The sequence below is a fragment of the Microcella sp. genome (assembly GCF_025808395.1).
Classification (GTDB): domain Bacteria; phylum Actinomycetota; class Actinomycetes; order Actinomycetales; family Microbacteriaceae; genus Microcella.
In genome coordinates, this window is sequence record NZ_CP075524.1 from 269,689 (window position 1) to 288,504 (window position 18,816).

18 protein-coding genes are annotated in these 18,816 nt (G+C 69.1%); 5 read left to right on the forward strand and 13 right to left on the reverse strand.

Features of this window, described 5'->3' with window-relative positions:
- Positions 1-3 precede the first annotated feature (3 nt).
- A complete protein-coding gene (locus KIT89_RS01385) occupies positions 4-1,488 on the reverse strand; it encodes an MFS transporter (protein WP_297602678.1) in 1,485 nt (494 codons plus the stop codon).
- A gap of 37 nt (positions 1,489-1,525) precedes the next feature.
- On the opposite strand from KIT89_RS01385, the gene KIT89_RS01390 reads away from it, so the two are divergent.
- Positions 1,526-2,209, forward strand: a complete 684-nt coding sequence (locus KIT89_RS01390; RefSeq protein WP_297602679.1) for a uracil-DNA glycosylase — start codon at positions 1,526-1,528, stop codon at positions 2,207-2,209.
- Between the two features lie 49 nt (positions 2,210-2,258).
- A complete protein-coding gene (locus KIT89_RS01395; RefSeq protein WP_297602680.1) occupies positions 2,259-2,846 on the forward strand; it encodes a GNAT family N-acetyltransferase in 588 nt (195 codons plus the stop codon).
- Between the two features lie 12 nt (positions 2,847-2,858).
- On the opposite strand, the gene KIT89_RS01400 is transcribed toward KIT89_RS01395, so the two are convergent.
- Positions 2,859-3,473, reverse strand: coding sequence for a hypothetical protein (locus KIT89_RS01400; RefSeq protein ID WP_297602681.1), 615 nt, complete (start codon positions 3,471-3,473; stop codon positions 2,859-2,861).
- A gap of 151 nt (positions 3,474-3,624) precedes the next feature.
- Between KIT89_RS01400 and KIT89_RS01405 the strand changes: the two genes are divergently transcribed.
- Positions 3,625-5,088 carry an amidase gene (locus KIT89_RS01405; protein WP_297602682.1) on the forward strand — a complete coding sequence of 488 codons (1,464 nt, stop codon included), beginning with the start codon at positions 3,625-3,627 and terminating at the stop codon, positions 5,086-5,088.
- A gap of 7 nt (positions 5,089-5,095) precedes the next feature.
- Here KIT89_RS01405 and KIT89_RS01410 read toward each other — a convergent pair whose 3' ends face one another.
- The 10 genes from KIT89_RS01410 to KIT89_RS01455 all read right to left on the reverse strand — a co-directional run bounded on the left by KIT89_RS01410 (position 5,096) and on the right by KIT89_RS01455 (position 14,601).
- Entirely contained in the window at positions 5,096-5,683 is a 588-nt protein-coding gene (locus KIT89_RS01410; protein WP_297602684.1) for a hypothetical protein, read from the reverse strand.
- A 42-nt stretch (positions 5,684-5,725) separates the two neighbouring features.
- Complete coding sequence (locus KIT89_RS01415) at positions 5,726-6,154, reverse strand: hypothetical protein (RefSeq protein WP_367275879.1); 429 nt, start codon at positions 6,152-6,154, stop codon at positions 5,726-5,728.
- Positions 6,151-7,608: an NAD(P)/FAD-dependent oxidoreductase gene (locus KIT89_RS01420; RefSeq protein ID WP_297602686.1), complete on the reverse strand. Its 1,458-nt coding sequence runs from the start codon at positions 7,606-7,608 to the stop codon at positions 6,151-6,153. Before KIT89_RS01420 ends, KIT89_RS01415 begins: the two co-directional genes overlap by 4 nt.
- 4 nt (positions 7,609-7,612) lie before the next feature.
- Positions 7,613-8,410 (reverse strand): crotonase/enoyl-CoA hydratase family protein, encoded by a 798-nt coding sequence (locus KIT89_RS01425; protein ID WP_297602688.1) that lies wholly within the window; start codon positions 8,408-8,410, stop codon positions 7,613-7,615.
- A gap of 63 nt (positions 8,411-8,473) precedes the next feature.
- On the reverse strand, positions 8,474-9,310 hold the full coding sequence (locus KIT89_RS01430; protein WP_297602689.1) for an arginase family protein: 837 nt from the start codon (positions 9,308-9,310) through the stop codon (positions 8,474-8,476).
- A 4-nt stretch (positions 9,311-9,314) separates the two neighbouring features.
- Positions 9,315-10,397, reverse strand: a complete 1,083-nt coding sequence (locus KIT89_RS01435) for a heparan-alpha-glucosaminide N-acetyltransferase domain-containing protein (RefSeq protein ID WP_297602691.1) — start codon at positions 10,395-10,397, stop codon at positions 9,315-9,317.
- Positions 10,398-10,405: 8 nt separating this feature from the next.
- Entirely contained in the window at positions 10,406-11,140 is a 735-nt protein-coding gene (locus KIT89_RS01440) for a PspA/IM30 family protein (RefSeq protein ID WP_297602692.1), read from the reverse strand.
- 60 nt (positions 11,141-11,200) lie between these two features.
- Positions 11,201-13,219, reverse strand: a complete 2,019-nt coding sequence (locus KIT89_RS01445) for a TPM domain-containing protein (RefSeq protein ID WP_297602693.1) — start codon at positions 13,217-13,219, stop codon at positions 11,201-11,203.
- A gap of 109 nt (positions 13,220-13,328) precedes the next feature.
- Positions 13,329-14,087 (reverse strand): hypothetical protein, encoded by a 759-nt coding sequence (locus tag KIT89_RS01450; protein ID WP_297602694.1) that lies wholly within the window; start codon positions 14,085-14,087, stop codon positions 13,329-13,331.
- Positions 14,080-14,601, reverse strand: a complete 522-nt coding sequence (locus KIT89_RS01455) for a sigma-70 family RNA polymerase sigma factor (RefSeq protein WP_297602695.1) — start codon at positions 14,599-14,601, stop codon at positions 14,080-14,082. Before KIT89_RS01455 ends, KIT89_RS01450 begins: the two co-directional genes overlap by 8 nt.
- A gap of 230 nt (positions 14,602-14,831) precedes the next feature.
- Between KIT89_RS01455 and KIT89_RS01460 the strand changes: the two genes are divergently transcribed.
- Entirely contained in the window at positions 14,832-15,338 is a 507-nt protein-coding gene (locus KIT89_RS01460; protein ID WP_297602696.1) for a hypothetical protein, read from the forward strand.
- Between the two features lie 25 nt (positions 15,339-15,363).
- Here the strand turns inward: KIT89_RS01460 and KIT89_RS01465 are convergent, their stop codons facing one another.
- On the reverse strand, positions 15,364-17,232 hold the full coding sequence (locus KIT89_RS01465) for a phosphoenolpyruvate carboxykinase (GTP) (protein ID WP_297602697.1): 1,869 nt from the start codon (positions 17,230-17,232) through the stop codon (positions 15,364-15,366).
- Positions 17,233-17,372: 140 nt separating this feature from the next.
- On the opposite strand from KIT89_RS01465, the gene KIT89_RS01470 reads away from it, so the two are divergent.
- The gene (locus KIT89_RS01470; protein WP_297602699.1) at positions 17,373-18,815 is read left to right on the forward strand and encodes a helix-turn-helix domain-containing protein; all 1,443 of its coding nucleotides are present in this window, start codon (positions 17,373-17,375) and stop codon (positions 18,813-18,815) included.
- The last annotated feature ends 1 nt before the right edge of the window (position 18,816 follow it).

The window sequence follows — 18,816 nt, forward strand, 5'->3', positions numbered from 1 at the left end:
CGGCTACAGCACCGTCGTGTTCGGCTGCACGCCCTCGTCGACGGCGGCGTCGCTGAAGGCGAGCTTCGGCACGAAGAAGAGGGCGACGGCGGCGACGAGCGCCGTGCCGCCGCAGATGGCGAACACGATCATGTAGCCGAGCAGGCTCGACGCGGTCTCGGTGATGGCTTGCCCGGCGGAGAATGCCAGCACGACTGCGAAGATGGCGCTCGCGAACGCACCGCCGATGGTCTTGGTCGTGTTCGTGAGGCCCGTGGCGATGCCGGTCTGGCCGATCGGTGCCGCAGCGGCTGCGGCGGCCGGCAGGGCCGCGACGAGGGCTCCTGAGCCGATGCCGGCGATGACCATGTTGATGGTGACCCCGACCGCCGTGTCGTTGTTGACGAGAAAGAGCAGGTAGCCGGTGGCGACGATGAAGGTCGCCCCGATGAGGGTGATGCGCGGCGTCGTGCGGCGCGAGGCGAGCGGAAACAGCAGGGCGCCGATGATCATGGCGACGAGGTATGCGCCGATGATGTACGAGCGATCGGTGGCGTCGAGTCCGAGCCCGAATCCGTTGATCGGATCGGTGCCGGCGAAGGTGCTGAGCGGAGCTTGAGCGCCGAGCAGGCTCACGCCGACGAGTCCTGCAGTGAGCAGCACCGGCCACATCGTCGGCTGGCGCATGACCCGAAGGTCGATCGCGGGGTCGGGGTGCTTGAGCACCCAGCGGCCGAAGGGGTAGAGCAGGGCGAGGCCGACGAGCATGAGTGCGTAGACCCACCAGGTCTCGGGGCCGTTGACGCGCAAGAAGGTGAGCCCCGAGGTGATCGTCAAGAGCGCGATCGTGAGCAGCACGAAACCGAAGGTGTCGAGCCGTCGGCCGGTGACGGGTTCAGACTCGGGCACGCCGAACAGAATGACGAAGAAGGCCACGCTCACGGCGATGGCCGGAATCGTCAGGGTGAGCGCGATGTCGCCGTTGAACGCCGCGAATACTCGAGCGCCGCCGAGTGCGCCGACGATCGCGCCCGCCTCGAGGCCGACGACCAGCAGCCCGGCCGCGCGGCGGGTCTGCGAGGCCCCCGTGCCGGTGCGTCTGCCGCGGTCGAAGATCAGGGCCACTTCGAGCGGCAGCCACACGACATAGAAGCCCTGCAGGGCCCAGGCGGCGAGAAAGACCCAGAACGAGTCGGCGAAGACGAGCCACCAGCTCGCCCCGGCGGTCAGCAGGGTCGAGAGCAAGAGCACCTTCTTGTGCCCGATCATGTCGCCGAGCTTGGCCAGTATCGGCACGACGAGCGCGCTGAGCAGCAGTTGGGCGGCTTCGAACCAGTTGAAGTCGGCGTCGCGAATGCCGAGGTAGTCGACGAGGTCGCTGATGAGGGGCACGTAGTAGCCCTGCAGCACGCCGCTGACGAACTCGACGAAGAAGAGGTAGCCGACGAGCGACATGGTGATGGCGCCGGAGGCGCCGCGCAGGCGTGAGGCCATCGTGGGCTCGGTCATGCCGTGATGCTAGCGCGCCGCGGGGTACCGTGCTGTCATGTCGCAGCGAAGACCCTTGAGCGAGCTGGTCGCCCCCGACTGGGCTGCCGCGCTCGAGCCTGTCGAGCCGCGCATCGCCGAGCTCGGCGACTGGTTGCGCGCCGAAGTCTCGCACGGTCGCCCGTACCTGCCCGCGGGGCCGAACGTGCTGCGCGCCTTCACGGCTCCGCTCGCGAGCGTGCGAGTGCTCATTCTCGGCCAAGACCCCTACCCGACCCCCGGCCACCCGATCGGCTTGAGCTTCGCCGTCGACCGCGCGGTGCGGCCGATTCCGCGCAGCCTGGCCAACATCTACCGCGAGTTGCGTGACGATCTCGGCATCGAGACCCCTGAGCACGGTGATCTGAGCCCCTGGGCCGATCAGGGCGTCATGCTGCTCAACCGCGTGCTCACCGTGCAGTCGGGTGTTTCGGGTTCGCACCGGGGTCGAGGGTGGGAGGCCGTGACGGGTCGCGCCGTCGAAGCGCTCGCCGAGCGCGGAGGGCCGCTCGTCGCGGTGCTCTGGGGTCGAGACGCCCAGTCGGCCGCGCCGCTGCTCGGCAGTGTTCCGGTGATCGCGAGCGCGCATCCCAGCCCCTTGTCGGCCCGCAACGGGTTCTTCGGCTCGCGCCCGTTCAGCCGCGCCAATGCTCACTTGGCCGCCCTCGGGCATGCCCCCATCGACTGGCGCCTGCCGACGTAGACTGGCGCCGATCAGCGGGCAGGCTGCCGACGACGCGAGAGGGGGGTGGATGCTCGAAGAGGAGTACCTGCAGCGACGGCGCCCTCCCCGGCACGCGCGTCGGCAGGTCGATGCCGAGACACCGTTTTCGTTCACCGTGCGCGAGGCAGTCGAGCGAGACCTGCCCGATGTGCGCGAGATCTACAACCACTACGTGGCGAACTCGACGGTCACCTTCGACGAGTCGCCGTGGAGCCTTCGCGCCCTGCGCGCGAAGTACGCGCGGGTGCGCGAACTCGGCTACCCCTTTTTGGTGGCGGTCTCGCCCAACGGCGTGATTCTGGGCTTCGCCTATGTGTACCCGTGGAAGGAGAAGGCCGCCTATCGGTTCACGGTCGAGAACTCGATCTACCTCGGGCCGGCATCGACCGGCAAGGGCATCGGCCGCGAGCTCATGCGCGAACTGCTCGAGCGTTCGAAGGCCGCAGGAGTCAAAGAGGTCATCGCGGTGATCGCCGACCGGGGTGCTGACGCCTCGATCGCGCTCCACGAGAAGTTCGGCTTCACGACGACCGGCTCGATGGGTCGGGTGGGTTTCAAGTTCGGCCGATGGCTCGGCGTCGTGATGATGCAGAAGTCGCTCACGCGGCGCCGATAGCGCCGCGCGCTGCTACTGGTAGACCTGACCTGCGACGTCGTCGGCGATCGACACGGCCTCGTTGTAGAAGACCTGGCCACCGAAGGCGCTGATCACCGAGATCCAGCTGTCGTTGCGAATGATGTTGTAGATCGCGGGCGCCACAGACTCGTCGCCGAACTGGCTGTAGGTGATGGCGCCGTCGGCGGTCGTCGCTTCGTTGAGGCCTTGGGCTGCCAGGTCGTTCACGACTCCGGCCCGGGTCGAGGCGTTGAGAGGCGCGACGCTCACGAGCAGGCTCGAGAGGTCGAGGCCGTCTTCGGCGTAGACGCAGCTGATGCCGCCCACCATCTGCTCGGGGGTGGGGTCGAAGAAGTAGTCGTCGCCGTACACGCTGCCCGGCCCGCCGAGCAGCTCGAGGTTCTGCGAGGCGAACGAGTCGAGGCGCGATTGCGGCATGATCGTCGTGCAGTCGGCCGGCATGGTGAAGGTGAGCGGCCCCGGGTCGGGCTCGGTGGTCTCGACCGCGCTCGGGGTGGGCTCAGGGGTGGGCTCTTCTGCCACGGGCTCTTCTTCTGCCGCGCAGGCAGACAGGCCGACGACCAGGGCGATGGCGGCGGTGCCGACGAGAACTCGCTGGGCGAACATGGTGCTCCTCTAGAGGTCACGACAGTAGCGTCGGGCGCGAATCTAGCAGTCGAGAACCGCACTCAACCGTGATTTGGGGTCGCAGAGAGCGATCGATGTGCCTTCGTTGCCGAAACGATATGCGGGTGCACCGCGCCGTAGGCTCGTGAGGGTGTTCGAACTCCATCACTTGACTGCGCTCGAGCAGTGGCAGTGGCTGCACAGCGGGCAGATCTCACCCCGCGAACTCGTCGAGCACTACCTCGCCCGCATTGACAGGCTGAACCCCGAACTGGGTGCTCTGACGGTGATCGACGCCGACCGTGCGCTCGCTCGAGCTGACGCACTCACCGAGCTGGTCGCACCGACCGCACCGCTGTGGGGCATTCCGATCGCCGACAAAGAGCTTGTGCGGCGGGCCGGCCAGCGCACGACTTTCGGCTCTCGACTGTTCGCCGATCACGTGCCCACCGAGAGCGATGAGCTCGTGCGTCATCTCGATGCGGCGGGTGCCATCAGTCTGGGTGCCAGCGCGGCGCCCGAATTCGGCCTGCCGTCGTACACCGAGAGCCGGGTGTCTGCACCCGCACGCACGCCCTACGACCTCTCGCGCGGCGCCGGGGGGTCGAGCGGCGGTGCCGCAGCCGCTGTCGCCGCGGGGCTGCTGCCCATCGCTCCTGGCAGCGACGGCGGAGGCAGCATTCGTATTCCGGCCGCGGCATGCGGCCTGGTCGGGCTCAAACCGTCTCGCGGCAGAGTGCCGGCCGGCAGCGGCCTCGAAGCACTCGCCGGGCTCGTGGTGGCAGGGCCGTTGGCGCGCACGGTCGCCGACGCCGCCCTGATGCTCGACGCCCTCGTGTCGGCGGCGCCCTGGCCCTTCGCGACGCGGGCGCCGGTCGACCCTCCGCTCGCCTCGGGTGCGCCGCACCCGCACAGCGGCCCGTTCCTCGGGGCAGCTGTGCGAGGCGAGGGCCGCTTCCAGCTCGGCGTGACGACGAGCTCGCCGTGGCAGTCGACGGTCGACATCGCGCTCGCGCCCGCCGCGCGAGCCGCGCTCGACGAGGCGGTCGGCGGTTTCGCCGCGCTCGGGCACGGCATCGAAGAGTTCAGTCTCGACGACGAACCCGACTATGCGCGGCACTTTCGAGCCGTCTGGATGGCGGGGGCGTCGCAGATTCCGGCGCGCACCGCGCTCGAGCTCGCGTCACTCGAGCCGCTCACCGCGTGGCTCGTCGAGCGCGGTCGCGCCCTGTCTGCCTCTGATCTCGCCGAGGCCCTCACCTGGCTCTCCGGGTTCGAACGTCGCGTCATCCGACAACTCTCTCGTTATGACGCCGTCGTCACCCCCGCACTCGCGATGACTCCCCGGCCCCTCGGCTGGTACGACCCCGACGACCCTGAGCGCAACTTCACCCAGCAGGTGCAATACACGCCGTACACGAGCTTCGTGAACGTGGCCGGTCTGCCCGCGCTGACGTTGCCGGGGGGGCTCACGCCCCCGTCGTCAGCCGAACCTGGGCTTCCGATGGGCGTGCAGCTGATCGGTCGACCCGGCGGCGAGGCGACGCTGCTCGCTCTCGGCGCTCAGTGGGAGCGCTCGCGGGCGACCGCTCGCGTGCACCCGCCGCAGTGGTAGTCAGCGCTCAGGACAGCAGTTGTGCGGCGGCGTCGAGCGTGAGGGTGCTCGCGTCACCGAACGCGTAGGCGCTCGCGATCCACACCTCGGCGGTCAGCAGGTGCGACTCGGTGTAGGTGATGAACTCTTCTTCGACAGTGATCGAATAGAGGTCGCCGCCCGGTGCTGTCGAGGCGACGAAGCCGCCGCCGGCGAAGGCCGCGACGAGGGCGGTGCGAGAGGCGTCATCGAGCATCGCGATCGAGGTCGTCGACCCGCTCTCGCTCGCCGGCAGAATCCAGGTGCAGTGCACGGCCTCGGGTATCGCCGAGAGGATGGCCTCGACCCCGACATCGAAGGTGCCCCAGCCGCCTCCGCCGAGCGCGCTCACGTCGCCCTCTGAGGTGCGACCCTCTGCCTCAAGGGCGGCCACGAGGGCGGGGGAGTAGATGCTGTCGCAGTCGGGCAGGCTGATCGCGGGTGCCGTCGGCGCCGCCGATGCTGAGACGGTCGCGCTCGGTGAAGCGCTCGGCGTCGCGCCGGGTTCAGGTTCTGGCGTGCAGGCAGAGAGAGCGAGCACGGCGGTCAGGGCTGAGGCGAGCATCCATCGGCGCATTCCCGCAGACTAGCGCTCCGTCGCCATCAGCGGCAGTGCCGTCTAGCGGTACCCGCCCCTCTCGAGGCCCGCCTCGATCTCGAACCGGTTGCTGCGCGCATCTCGCCCGGCGGCGAGGTACAGGGGAATGAAGGCCAGACCATACCGGCGCCACTGAGCACGATGCACCGCCTCATGCTCGAGCACCGACTCGCGCGTGTTGTCGCGCGTGAGGTAGGCAGCGCCGATGGTCGTGCCGCCGCGCCCGAAGGCCCAGCGCGGCAGCCCTTCGCACACGATGACCCCGCCTCGACGCGAGACACGAAACCCGCCCAGCACCGCCCCCCAGGCCACCCCGGCTGCCGTCGCGAACCAGTACCCCGGTCGAGCGACGACCGGGTGAAGGGTGACGGCGCGCAGCGCACGGTTGCGCGCAAGTCGGTCGACTGCGCGCGCCGCCCGGCCCTTCTGCGGCGAAGGCGTCGCGCTCACGGCCGGCCGAAGCCCTCGAGCAGCCGCAGCCACACCTCGCTGAGGGTGGGGTACGAGGGCACGGCGTGCCACAGTCGCTCGATCGTCACCTCGCCCACGATCGCCACCGTCGCCGCGTGCAGCAGCTCTGCCACGTCGTCTCCGACGAGCGTGAAGCCGACGATGACGCGCCGATCGTCGTCGACCACCATGCGCGCCGTGCCGCGGTAGTCGTCGGCATGCACGGTGGCCCCCGCGAGCCAGCCGAGCTCGTAGTCGATGACCCGAGTGCGCAGGCCGCGCTGCTCGGCCTGCTCTGCCGTCATGCCGATGCTCGCGACCTCGGGCGACGTGAAGGTGACCTGCGGCACCGCGTCATGGTCGGCGGTTGCCACGTGCGCTCCCCACGGGGAGTCGTCGACGGATGCCCCGCTCGCGCGCGCCGCGATCACGTCACCCGCGGCTCGTGCTTGGTACTTGCCCTGATGCGTGAGCAGAGCGCGATGGTTGACGTCGCCGACCGCGTAGAGCCAGTCGTAGCCGCGCACGCGCAGAGTGTCGTCGACCTCGAGCCAGGTGCCGGACTCGAGCCCGATCGTCTCGAGCCCCACGTCGTGCGTGGCGGGCTCGCGCCCGGTGGCGACGACGATCTCGTCGACCTCGATGGTGCGCCCGCCGGGCAGACGGATCGAGACGGTGCCGTCGTCGCGCCGGTCGACGCGCTCGACGTCAGTGTTGAGCAGCACCTCGGCGCCGTCGGCGCGCAGTCGGTCGGCCACCGCGTCACCCGCGAACGACTCGACCCCTGCGAGCAGCGTGCCGCGTGCGATGAGCGTCACGGCGCTGCCGAGCGAGACGAACGCCGTGGCCATCTCGCACCCGACCACGCCGCCGCCGATGATGGCGAGCCGATCGGGAACGCTCTCAGTGCTCGTGATCTCGCGCGATGTCCACGGTGCCGCCTCGACCAGCCCGTCGACGGGCGGTATCGAGGCGCTGCTGCCCGTGCAGATCGCCACAGCGTGGCGAGCCGTCACCTCTCGAGCAGTGCCGTCGGCGTGAGTGATCACGACTCGGCGCTCACCGGCCAGCCTGGCATGCCCCCGAGCGAGCTGAATGCCCGCCTTCTGCAGCCAGCGCACCTGACCCGTATCGTTCCAGTCGCTCGCCACAGCATCACGGCTCGCGAGCACGGCTGCGGCGTCGAGGCCTCCCGCCACGGCCGCTCGCGCCCCCGGCACCGCGTGCGCGGCACGCAGCACGGTTGCGGCGCGCAGCAGCGCCTTCGACGGCATGCACGCCCAGTACGAGCACTCGCCCCCGACGAGCTCGCCTTCGACGATGAGCACCGCGAGCCCACCCTGCACGGCACGATCGGCGACGTTCTCGCCGACCGCTCCAGCGCCGATGACGATGAGGTCGTACGAGTCTTCAGTGGTGCCGTCTGTCGTCGCGGTCGCGGTGAGAGAGCGCATAGAGCTACCGTCCCACGAACTCCGGCTCAGTGCGCGTGAGAAAAGCCTGCATGCCGATGCGGGCGTCTTCTGACTGGGCGAGTCGCACCAGTTCGCTCGGGAGGCGCGCCGCGGCAGCCGCCTCGCCCTCGCTCACCGCCAGTCGAGCGTTCGCGAGCGTCGCCTGCACCGCGAGGGGCGCCTGCGCGGCGATGCGCTGCGCCACGGCGCGCGCCCGCTGCAGCTGCTCGCCGGCCGGCACGACCTCTTGCACGATTCCCATGCGATGCGCCTCGGCGGCGTCGAAACGGTCTCCCGTGAGCATCCATCTCATGGCATTACCCCACCCCGCCGCTCCGGCGAAGCGGGTCGTTGCCCCGCCGAACGGCAGAATCGCGCGGGCGACCTCGAGCTGCGCGAAGACCGTGTCGTCCGCTGCCACGACGACGTCGCTCGCGAGAGCGAGCTCGATGCCGAGCGTCAAGCAGGTTCCTTGCACGGCGAGCACGACGGGCTTGCGCACACGCGTGCCGTCCATGCCCCAGGGGTGAATACCGCCTTCCGGCACCATCGCGAGACCCTCGGGCCCGATGCGCGGCGCGACGTCGGCGAGATCGAGCCCGGCGGTGAAGTGGTCGCCGTGCGCGAAGACGACGCCGACGCGAAGATCGTCGTCGCGGTCGAGCTCGCCGTAGGCGAGCGACAGCTGCTCGAGCATGGCGACGTCGGCGGCGTTGCGCTTGTCGGGTCGATTCAGCCCGATGAGCAGCACGTGGCCGTCTCGCTCGGTCGTCACTCGGGGCATCGCAGTGGTGTCACTCATGCGTGCCAGCGTAGCCACGCTGGGGTCTCGCGCAGCAGCGAGTTGTCGCAGACCGACGGCTCGCTACCCGCTGAGCACCGCCAGTATGCGCAGAATCACCGAAAGGTCGTCTGACGCGCTGTCGAGAGCATGGCCATCGTCTGCGCCGCCGTTCGCCGGCCCTGCTGGCGCATACTCGGTGACTCCGGCGCCGACGAGCGGCAGCACGTCGCGGGCGGCCGCGATCGCGGTGGTGAGCTCTGAGAGCTCGAGACCGAAGGGCACGGCGAAGCCGACGCCGCTGAACACACCGGGGTCGAGAACATCGAGATCGACGTGGGCATAGAGCACGGGTTCTGCCCCGTCGGCGCGCGCGGCTGCTGCGCGTTCGGTCACGATGCTGCCGACGTCACTCGGCGCCACTCTGCGCAGCCCGTGCGCTGCGATGAACTCGGCTTCGGCATCGTCGAGGTCTCGAACCCCGACCAGCACCACGTCAGCGGGTGCGACGATTCCTGCGTCGATGATCGAGCGCAGCACCATGCCGTGGAAGGCCCCGCTCGGCGAGGAATCGGGAGAGTTGAGGTCAGCGTGCGCGTCGGCCCACAGCAGCACGACGCGACCCGCTCGGGCGGCGTGCTCGATGCCCGCGTACTCCACTCCGCAGTCGCCCCCGATGATGACCGTCGTGCCGTCGAGTTCGGCGAGCCTCTGCTGCAGCCGTTCGCGCACGAGTCTGATCGAGCTGTAGCGAAGAATGCGGGTGCCCTCGGCGTCTCCCGCCTCGAGCGGCACGTCGACCACCGTTGTGGCCGCGGCTGGCAGCTCGAGTCGAATGGCCTCGGCCCCCTCGATCAACCGCATCGCGCGAGACGACCCCGACCCCTGCCACTGCCCGACGACGACGAACTGACTGCTCATGCGCTCATTGTCGCACCGCGGGGCTGGCCGCGACGCGTCGGCCGGGCAGACCCGCCACGACAGAGAAGAGTGCTTCGAGCGGCCCGCGCCAGCCCATTCTCATGCACAGTAATCCCACGAGCGCGGCGGCGATCGTCAGTGCGGCGAAGAGCGAGATTCCCACGGCCGACTCGAATTGGCCTGCGGGGCCGAATGCGGCCAGACTCGCGATGATGAGCACGTGAGCCGTGTAGACCGTCAGCGGAATACGCCCGATCGCGACGAATGGAGTCGCGAGCACGCGCACCGCCCGAGGGGTCGCCGTGCGGTCGAGCACGAGTGTGAGCCCAGCGATGATCGCCACCGCGAGGCCGCCTGAGCCGAGCAGCTCGGCCGTGGTGCCCGAATGCGCGCTCGTGTCGATGGCAGGCACCAGCGCGGCGCTGCCATAGCCGACGAGACTGGCCGCGACGCCCAGCGACAGTGCGGTGACTCGTGCCCGGGTGGCACCGAGGTCGCATCGTGCGATGAGCAGACCCGCGAGCAGCAGCGGAAGCCACAGCAGAGCGGGGTAGTACCCCGTCAGCAGATAGTCGAGCGCACGCGCTGCGGGGTCGCTGTCGGGCACGGCACCCCACCGGCCGTCGACCACGGCGTCTCGCACCAGGGGCATGGCCACGAGCAGCAGTGCTGCCCCGATGGCGAGCCATCGGCGGCGCAAGAACAAGAAGGGCATCACGAGCACGAACATCACCCCGTAGTAGTCGAGGATGATCGCGATGCCGCTCGGGAGCATCCACAGCAGCAGGCCGAGCCCGACCAGCAGGGCCGCTCTGATGACGAGCTGCAAGCGTGCCGAGCCCGCACGCTCACGGTGAGGGCTCGGGCCGCCCGTCACGAGACCCAGTGCGACTCCGGCGACGACGGCGAACAGCACGGAGGGCCGACCGTCGACGAGAAGCTCGCCCTGCAGCTCATCGCGGGGCAGCACGTGGGCCGCCATCATGCCGAGCACGGCCAGACCCCTGGCGGCGTCGACGCCCCACCACCGCGTGCGAGCCGCAGCCGAGGCGGGCGCGACGACGGCGCTCCGCCCCGGCTGCGTCATGCCGGGTGCTACTGCTCGATCGACTGCTGCGCGCCGCCCGACTTCAGTGCGGCCAGGCGAGCCTCGACCTCGATCTCGACGCCGACGTTCTCGAGCGATTCGAACTGCGCGTCGAGAGTCGATGCGGCGAGCTCTTGACGACCCATGACCTTGGCCTCTTCACGACGGATCTTCTCTTCGAAGCGACCCAGCTCGCTCGTCGGGTCCATGATGTCGATGCTGCCGACGGCGTCGATCACCTGGTTCTGCGCATCAGCGATCTTGGCGCGGGCGATGAGCTGATCGCGCTGCGAGCGAAGCTGGTCGAGCTTGCCCTTCATCGCCTCGAGGCCGCTCTTGAGCTGCTCGACGATCTGGTTCTGATTCGTGATCGTGGGCTCGACCGCCTTCGCCTCGCTCTCGGCCTGCAGCTGCTTGCCGAGCGCCACCTTCGCGAGATTGTCGAACTTGTCGGCGTCTGCGGTGTTGCCCGCCGCGCGCAGCTCATCAGCCTTGGCGCTGGCCGCGACCGCCTTGCGGCCCCAGTCTTGCGCCGACGCCACGTCTTCGGCGTGGTCTTGCTCGAGCAGTCGAAGGTTGCCGATGGTCTGCGCGATCGCCGCCTCAGCCTCTTGAATGCTCGAGGTGTAGTCGCGCACCATCTGGTCGAGCATCTTCTCGGGGTCTTCTGCCGCGTCGAGCAGCGCATGGATGTTGGCCTTCGCAAGCTGCGCGATCCGGCCGAAGATTGACTGCTTTGACATTGCGGTGGTGCCTTTCTCTCGAGGGTTCTCTCTGCAGGATGGAAACGTGGGTGTCGCCGGTCAGAAGCGGCCGCTGCCGCCGCGGCGGCCGGTCGATCGCGGTGTGGATGCTCGGCGCGAGCCGCCCGACGATCCGGTCGACGGGCGCCTGCTCGTCGTGCCTCCCGAGCCGCCGCTCGAGCCGAACCGCGGGCGTGAGCCGCCTCCGCCACTGACCAGCCCGCCGATGAGCCCGCCGATGAGAGCATCGCCAGAGCCGCCCATGGCCGATCGCGAACCCCCGGAGCCACCGATGAATCCGCTCGGAGCTGTCGCAGCATGCACATCGCGTTCTGCGGCCTGCATCGCCTGCGCGGCGAGGTCAGCGGCCCGCTGCGCCGCATCGAGCGCTGCGAGCGGGTCTGATGCTCGCAGCTCGACGGCGCCCTGCAGCTGCGCTTCGGCATCGGCGAGCCGCGTGCGGGCGGTGGCCCCCACAGCACCGCGGTGCGACGCGATGAATTCGGCCGCGCCCAGCACGCGGCTGCGACCGGTGGCGAGCGTGCGCTCGAGCGCTGCTTCTGCTCGCGCGCGGCGCTCTGAGAGCTCGCGCGCATCGGCCAGCTGGGCGTCGAGCACGCGGTCGGCGGCCACGAGGGCACCGAGCGCGGTGATCGGGTCTCGCGCGTCTGCCGCGGCGAGCGTCGATCGCGCGTTCGCGACCGCGCTCTGCAGCTCAGGCGTCGACGGCAGCGCTGCCGCCGAGGTGACTCCAGAGCTCAGGTCGTCTGCCTGCGCCCGCACGGCCTGCTGGGCTTCATCAAGCTCGGCGGCGAGTCGCCCTGCGGCCGCGGTCGACTGGGCGAGCTGGGTCAGGGCGAGCTGCGCCGCACGCACATCGATCGCCGCCTCGGCGGTCGACCCCGCCTGCTGCTTCTCGACCGCTTCGGCGAGCTCTGCATCGGCAAGCTCGAGCAGCCTCGCCGCCTGCGTGGGGCTGTCGGCCACGCTCGCGATCGCGGCAGGCGCATACTGCGTGCGCAGCCGAGTGACGATCGCTTCGGCGTCAGCGATGAGCGCGGGTGCCGCCTCGCGCTCACTGCGAGCGGCGGCGAGCGCTGCGGGCAGATCTTGCTCGACGTCGCGCAGCGCGTCGAAGGCTTCTTCTTGAGCTGCGAGCAGCTCGTCGGCCTTCTCGCACGCTGCCACGATGCTCAGCAGGCCCTCGCGCTTCTGCTCGTCGGTCTTCGGGTTCTCGTCGTCGAGTTCTCGACGGGTGCGAAACGCCGCGGTGACGAGCGCGCGCGCCTCGTTCAACGCCGAGCGGAAACCGGCCGTCGCCGCCTCGCCGAACTGCGCCTCGGCGAACCCCAGTTCTTGCTCGCTCGTCGTGAGCGCGTCATCGAGCTGCACGAGGCGTCGCGACGCGGTCTGGTCGAGCTCGGCGACCGATTGCGAGGCGACGTCGGCGATGACCGGGTTCTTCTTGCGCCGAGCGCGAGAGATGAAGAACCAGGCAGCGCCGACTCCGCCCACCCCGAGAGCGATCGGAAGAATCGGTATTCCGCCGCCGCTGGTCGCGCCACCCACACCCCCGCGCAGAGCGTCTGCGTACGCGACGATGCCGTCAGCCCAGCGGCTGTCACGAAGTGCAGGAATCAGTGCGTCGAACAGCGCATCGTCGAGTTCAGCATCCGTCGCCGGAAAATCGACCCCGACGCTGGTCGCGTACTCACGGTCGTCGATCGCGATCGCCAGCAGGGCATCGCGGTCTCCGAGTCCCGAGAGCTGGGCCGTCTCGTCGGCCCACGCCGAGGCGTCGAGGGTGCCCTCGAACCGGTCGACGATGACCACGAACAGTGGTGCGCCCTTCGCATCGAACAGCGCATCGAGCGCCGACTCGACCCGGGCCGTGCTTGACCCCAGCACGCCCGCGCTATCGAGCACGTAGGCGCCGCCCAGATCGAGGGGGCGATCGGCGTGCGCCGGGCCGGCACCCATGACCAATGTCGCCGCCGCGAGCGCGGCGGTCGCCGCCCACGCTGAGAGTGCGCGTCGCGCGCGGCCCGGCGAGGAAGATCGCGGTGCGCCAATCGCCATGGACAGACTCCCTCGTGCTCTCGGGTCGGTCGCGCGAGTGCACTCGACGCTCCGTGCCGCGATTCTAGCCATGCAGGGCCAACAGCGGGCGGGTCGATTCTCGATCGAGCTACTCGAGCCGCACGGTCTGCCGAGGCGACGTCAGACGCTGCTGGCTCGCGTCGTCGTCGACCATCACGCCGATCGTCGCCGACAGGTCGTATTCGCCCGGGGCGACGATCTGCAACCCGCTCGCGTTGAGTGGCCAGCCGTCTGAAGCGGGGTCGCAGACGACCGCCGCGAGCCGCACCGCGAAGTCGATGCTGTCTCCGGGCGCGAGTTGGCGGTCGATGGCCGCGCTGCCGATCAAGGGCGTGCGCCACAGCACGAGTCCGTTCTGCGACAGGGTCACGAACGGTGACATGTCGGCAGTGATGCGCACGGTCGACGAGCCGACGTTGAGCATGCGCACGTCGCCCGTGATCTCGCCGTCGACGATCACCGTCGTGGGGGCGAACCGAACTTCGAGAGTCAGCGGCGCCGATGTCTCGATGACATCGCCGAGCGGCTGCAGGCAGTCGTACTGCGCCACCCTCGAGTCGGGCAGCGAGCCGCCGTCGCTCTCGAGCGAGAACACGTCGTCGCCCGAGGCTTCATCTGCGGCTTCGCTGGCGGCAATCAGGTCGGGCGGCGAGGTCACGGCGGCGATGGATGCTCCTCCGATGCCGGCCGCGGCGACGACCACCACCGCACCGAGCGCCCACTGGCGCGGCTGACGCCGCGCACGGCTCGCACGAACCACCGCATCCACATCGATGTCGGCAGCCCGCGGGGCATTCGCTGCTGCATCGGCGCGCAGTGCGCGCCCGAGGTCGTCGAGACTAGACATGGTGCTCCCTTGCCGGTTCGGTGAGAGCCCGCGCCAGCTTCGCGAGTCCGTCGCTGAGGTAGCGCTTCACGGCGCCGGCGCTGATGCCGAGGTCGGCCGCGATGTCGTCGACCTTGTGGTCGCCGTAGTACCGCAGCACGACGCAGGCGCGTTCGCGCGGGCTCAGCGAGCCGAGTTCAGCCCTGAGATCGATGCGCTGATCGACGCGTGCGCTCGGCGACTCGATCGACTGCTCGGCCAGGTGCAGGTGCGCCGTCGACCGCCACCGACTCGCCTTGCGCCCTCGGTCGATGTGCGCCGACGCAATCGCGCGACGCACATAGGCCTCGGCGCGATCGATCTCGAAGCCGTTGCGCACGCGCCCGAAGGTGGCCACGAGCGCTGATTGCACGAGATCGGCGGCTTCGTCTCGATCGCCGCACAGCACGTAGGCGTAGCGCGCGAGAGCGTCGCCGCGCTCGGCGACGAGCGTCGCGAGCACGGCTTCCCACGCCGCCCGAGGTGCATCGGCCACGCGCCTCGCCCCATCCTGTCTCGAGTGATTCGTGTTGCTCTCACTCTCTCAGACGCACCGCTCGCGTGAAACGTTGGGGGCGCCTGTATCTTTCTCGCCCGAACACTGCCACGCTGTGCCCGTGCGTCGGTGCGTGTCGGCCGATGCCGACACCCCAAAAATAGGAGTCAACAATGGTAGGTCGAGTAAACGAACGTTCCGCGAACTGGCGGATTTTCGGTGGCGGAGCGATGCTTGCCGGTGCGGTGCTCTGGCTGATCGCACTCGTCGTCGCCGCTGCCGGTAGCGGCGGGGCCATCACCTCGTGGCTGACGATCCTCGGCTTCCTGTTGCTCGGAGCGAGCGGTTTCTTTCTGGCGTTCGGGCAGACAGGCTCCAATGGAGTCGTGGGTGGCTCGGTTCTGGGCAAGCTCGGCTTCGTCGCGTTCGGCGTCGGCTTCATTCTGCTGGCGCTTGTTCCGTTGCTGAGCGTCTTCGGCACCGCGCTTCCGGCAGAGACTGGCACTGTCGGCACCGTGCTCGTGGTGATCGGCGGCATCATCGGCGCCATCGTCACCTACCAGAAGGGTGTCGCGCGCGGCGCGGCACGGTGGTTCTTCTTCGTACCCGTCGCCATCTCGATCGTCTGGTTGTTCTCGGCACTCGGTTGGCTGGCCATCGGCGGCAACATCCTGGTGACACTGCTCGCGCTGGCCTTCGCCATCGCTGGCACGCTCTTCCTGCTTAACCGCAAGTAGCTATCGAGCGGTCTGCTGCCGGCGTTCAGTCGGCGGCAGACAGCCTCGAACGGAAGAGCTCGAGCTGTCGACTCAACTCGGGGGGCAGCCGATCACCGAACGATGCGAAGAACTTCTCGATGTCGTCGGCCTCGTGCGCGAACGCGGCCGGGTCGACCCGGAACAGTTCGGCGAGCGCGTGCTCGTCGAGGTCGAGGCCGTCGACGTTGAGGGCGCCCGGTGCGGGCAATGACCCCAGCGGCGAGTCGATCGCCGCGCGGGTGCCGTCGAGCCGCCCGACCATCCATTCGAGCACGCGGGCGTTGTCGCCGAACCCCGGCCACAAGAAGCTGCCGTCAGCGTCTTTGCGAAACCAGTTGACCTGGAAGACGCGGGGAACCCGAGCCGAGCGGCGCAGTCGTCGACCGAAGTCGAGCCAGTGCGCGAAGTAGTCGCCCATGTTGTAGCCGGCGAAGGGCAGCATCGCGAACGGGTCGCGGCGCAGCTCTCCGACGGTGCCCTCGGCGGCCGCCGTCTGCTCTGAAGCGATCGTGGCGCCCATGAAGACACCGTGATCCCAGTCGCGCGCCTCTACCACCAAGGGCACGTTGCTGGCTCGGCGGCCGCCGAAGATGATGGCGTCGATGACGACGCCGTCCGGGTCATCCCAGTCGTCCGCGATGCTCGGGCACTGTCGGGCTGACACGGTGAACCGTGAGTTGGGGTGTGCGGCGGGGCGCCCGCTGTCGGGGTTCCACGACTCGCCGCGCCAATCGGTGAGGTGGTCGGGAGCCTCGTCGGTCAGTCCCTCCCACCAGACGTCACCGTCGTCGGTGCGCGCGACATTCGTGAAGATCGTGTTGCCCCAGAGCGCGTCGACGGCGGTCGGGTTCGTCGTCACGCCGGTGCCGGGGGCGACCCCGAAGAACCCTGCCTCGGGGTTGATCGCGCGAAGTCGGCCGTCTGATCCGATCCACAACCAGGCGATGTCGTCGCCGATCGTCTCGACCTTCCACCCGGGAAGGCTCGGCGCCATCATGGCCATGTTGGTCTTGCCGCAGGCGCTCGGAAACGCGGCGGCGAAGTGGAACGAGCGCCCGGCGGGCGGGGTCACCTTGATGAGCAGCATGTGCTCGGCGAGCCAGCCTTCATCGCGTGCCATCACCGAGGCGATGCGCAAGGCGTAGGCCTTCTTCGCGAGAATGGCGTTGCCGCCGTAGGCAGAGCCGTATGACCAGATCTCGCGCGTCTCAGGAAACTGCACGATGTACTTCGTGTCGTTGCTGGGCCATGCCACGTCGTCGTCGCCGGGTGCGAGCGGTGCACCCACGCTGTGCACGGCCGGAACCCAGAATGCGCCTCGGGCGATCGCGTCGAGTGCAGCGTCGCCCATGCGGGTCATCGTGCCGATGCTCACGACGACGTACGGCGAGTCGGTCACCTGCACCCCGTAGCGCGCCATGGGCGACCCGATCGGGCCCATCGCGAATGGCACGACGTACATCGTGCGACCTCGCATGCTGCCGGCGAACACGGTGGCGAGCTCGTCGCGCATTTCGGCGGGGTCGCGCCAGTTGTTGGTCGGGCCGGCGTCGGCCTCGTTCTCAGAGCAGATGAATGTGCGGCTCTCGAGCCGAGCGACATCGCCTTCGGTCGAGCGGGCGAGAAACGAGTAGGGGCGCAGGTCAGGGTTGAGCTGCTCGATGGTGCCGTTGGCGACCAGCAACTGCAGCAGCTCGTGCCGCTCGCGAGTCGAGCCGTCGACCCAGTGGATGTCGGCGGGCTGCAGTCGATCGGCGAGATCGGCAACCCAGGCCGCGACCTCGGCGGGGTACGAGCGAGCTGACGTCGGAGTCGCGGCCGAGTCGTCGATGTCGTCGTTCAGTGTCGCGGGTCGTCTCTCGAGCAGCGTCATGGTCGTCTCCCGTTCGGTACCGTGGTCTGCGGCCGCACATCTCGAAGAATTGCGCCGTGTCTCCATTCTTGAGACCCTCAGCGGGTGTTTGAGGACTGATCGAGTGGAAAGAACCGCGGTTCTTTCGCTATGGTCAAGGCATGAGCGATCTCGTGACGCTGGGGCAGCGCATCCGGCACTTCCGAACGACCGCGGGCCTGACGCTCGACCAGTTGGGCGAGCGGGTCGGTGTGGCCGGCAGCCAGCTCTCGCTGATGGAGAACGGGCGACGCGAGCCCCGCGTCACGCTGTTGACCGCCATCGCCGACGAGCTGGGAGTGGCGCTGACCGACCTGCTCGACGCCGCCCCTCCCTCGCCCCGGGCGGCGCTCGAGATCGAACTCGAGAAGGCGCAGCGCGGAGCGCACTACGCGTCGCTGGGCCTGCCGGTCGTGCGCGCGGGTCGGTCAATGCCCGACGACGTGCTGACGTCGCTCGTCGGTCTGCATCGTGCACTGCACGAGCGCGAGCGTCAGGCGATCGCGACACCCGAAGAGGCGAGGCGCGCGAACACCGTGCAGCGCCTGCACATGCGCACCCTCGACAACTACATTCCCGAGCTCGAAGAGCTCGCTCAGCAGATCGTCACCGAGTCTGGACACGTGAGTGGTGCCTTGACGCACCGCGAAGTGGGCCTCATGGCCCAGAAGCTGGGGTTCGAGCTGGTCTACGTCAACGACCTGCCGCACTCGGCCCGATCAGTCACCGATCTCGACAACGGCCGCATCTACCTGCCGCCTGCGTCGATTCCGGGCGGGCACGGCTTGCGCTCGATGGCCCTGCAGGCGATCGCCCACCGCTTGCTGGGGCACGAGATTCCCACGAGCTACGCCGAGTTCTTGCATCAACGGCTCGAGATCAACTACTTCGCCGCAGCCTGCCTCATGCCTCGAGAGCAGTCGGTGGCGTTCTTGACCCAGGCGAAGAGCGAACGCAACATCGCTGTCGAAGACTTTCGCGACGCGTTCGGGGTCACGCATGAGGCGGCCGCGCTGCGGTTCACCAATCTGGCGACGAGCCACCTCGATCTGACCGTGCACTTCTTGCGCGTCGGCGGCGACGGCGCGGTCTACAAGGCATACGAGAACGACGGCTTGAGGCTGCCGGTCGACGTGACGGGCTCGACCGAGGGCCAGCTCGTGTGCCGTCGCTGGAGCGGCCGGGCCGCGTTCGCCCGCACGAACCGCACGACCGAGTACTACCAGTACACCGATACCCCTGAAGGAACCTTCTGGGAGTCGACGCAGATCGGCTCGGGCACGACCGACGAGTTCTCGATCACGGTCGGCGTTCCCTTCGCCGACTCGAAGTGGTTCCGCGGTCGTGACACTGTCAATCGGCACCGCTCGACCTGCCCAGACCCGGCGTGCTGCACGCGGCCAGACGGCGAACTGGCCAGTCGGTGGCGCGGCAAGGTCTGGACGAGCGCCAAGCTGCACGCGCACATCTTGTCGCCGCTGCCGAGCGGAACCTTTCCGGGCGTCGACGATCAAGAGCTGTACCGATTCTTGGATGCCCACGCGCAGTCGAGCGCAGACTCGTGAG

What these genes read in the sequence shown, in the direction of transcription:
- KIT89_RS01385 (WP_297602678.1), bottom strand. Translation starts at nt 1,488, where the DNA reads ATGACCGAGCCCACGATGGCCTCACGCCTGCGCGGCGCCTCCGGCGCC.
- KIT89_RS01390 (WP_297602679.1), top strand. Translation starts at nt 1,526, where the DNA reads ATGTCGCAGCGAAGACCCTTGAGCGAGCTGGTCGCCCCCGACTGGGCT.
- KIT89_RS01395 (WP_297602680.1), top strand. Translation starts at nt 2,259, where the DNA reads ATGCTCGAAGAGGAGTACCTGCAGCGACGGCGCCCTCCCCGGCACGCG.
- KIT89_RS01400 (WP_297602681.1), bottom strand. Translation starts at nt 3,473, where the DNA reads ATGTTCGCCCAGCGAGTTCTCGTCGGCACCGCCGCCATCGCCCTGGTC.
- KIT89_RS01410 (WP_297602684.1), bottom strand. Translation starts at nt 5,683, where the DNA reads ATGCGCCGATGGATGCTCGCCTCAGCCCTGACCGCCGTGCTCGCTCTC.
- KIT89_RS01420 (WP_297602686.1), bottom strand. Translation starts at nt 7,608, where the DNA reads ATGCGCTCTCTCACCGCGACCGCGACGACAGACGGCACCACTGAAGAC.
- KIT89_RS01425 (WP_297602688.1), bottom strand. Translation starts at nt 8,410, where the DNA reads ATGAGTGACACCACTGCGATGCCCCGAGTGACGACCGAGCGAGACGGC.
- KIT89_RS01430 (WP_297602689.1), bottom strand. Translation starts at nt 9,310, where the DNA reads ATGAGCAGTCAGTTCGTCGTCGTCGGGCAGTGGCAGGGGTCGGGGTCG.
- KIT89_RS01435 (WP_297602691.1), bottom strand. Translation starts at nt 10,397, where the DNA reads ATGACGCAGCCGGGGCGGAGCGCCGTCGTCGCGCCCGCCTCGGCTGCG.
- KIT89_RS01440 (WP_297602692.1), bottom strand. Translation starts at nt 11,140, where the DNA reads ATGTCAAAGCAGTCAATCTTCGGCCGGATCGCGCAGCTTGCGAAGGCC.
- KIT89_RS01445 (WP_297602693.1), bottom strand. Translation starts at nt 13,219, where the DNA reads ATGGCGATTGGCGCACCGCGATCTTCCTCGCCGGGCCGCGCGCGACGC.
- KIT89_RS01450 (WP_297602694.1), bottom strand. Translation starts at nt 14,087, where the DNA reads ATGTCTAGTCTCGACGACCTCGGGCGCGCACTGCGCGCCGATGCAGCA.
- KIT89_RS01460 (WP_297602696.1), top strand. Translation starts at nt 14,832, where the DNA reads ATGCTTGCCGGTGCGGTGCTCTGGCTGATCGCACTCGTCGTCGCCGCT.
- KIT89_RS01465 (WP_297602697.1), bottom strand. Translation starts at nt 17,232, where the DNA reads ATGACGCTGCTCGAGAGACGACCCGCGACACTGAACGACGACATCGAC.
- KIT89_RS01470 (WP_297602699.1), top strand. Translation starts at nt 17,373, where the DNA reads ATGAGCGATCTCGTGACGCTGGGGCAGCGCATCCGGCACTTCCGAACG.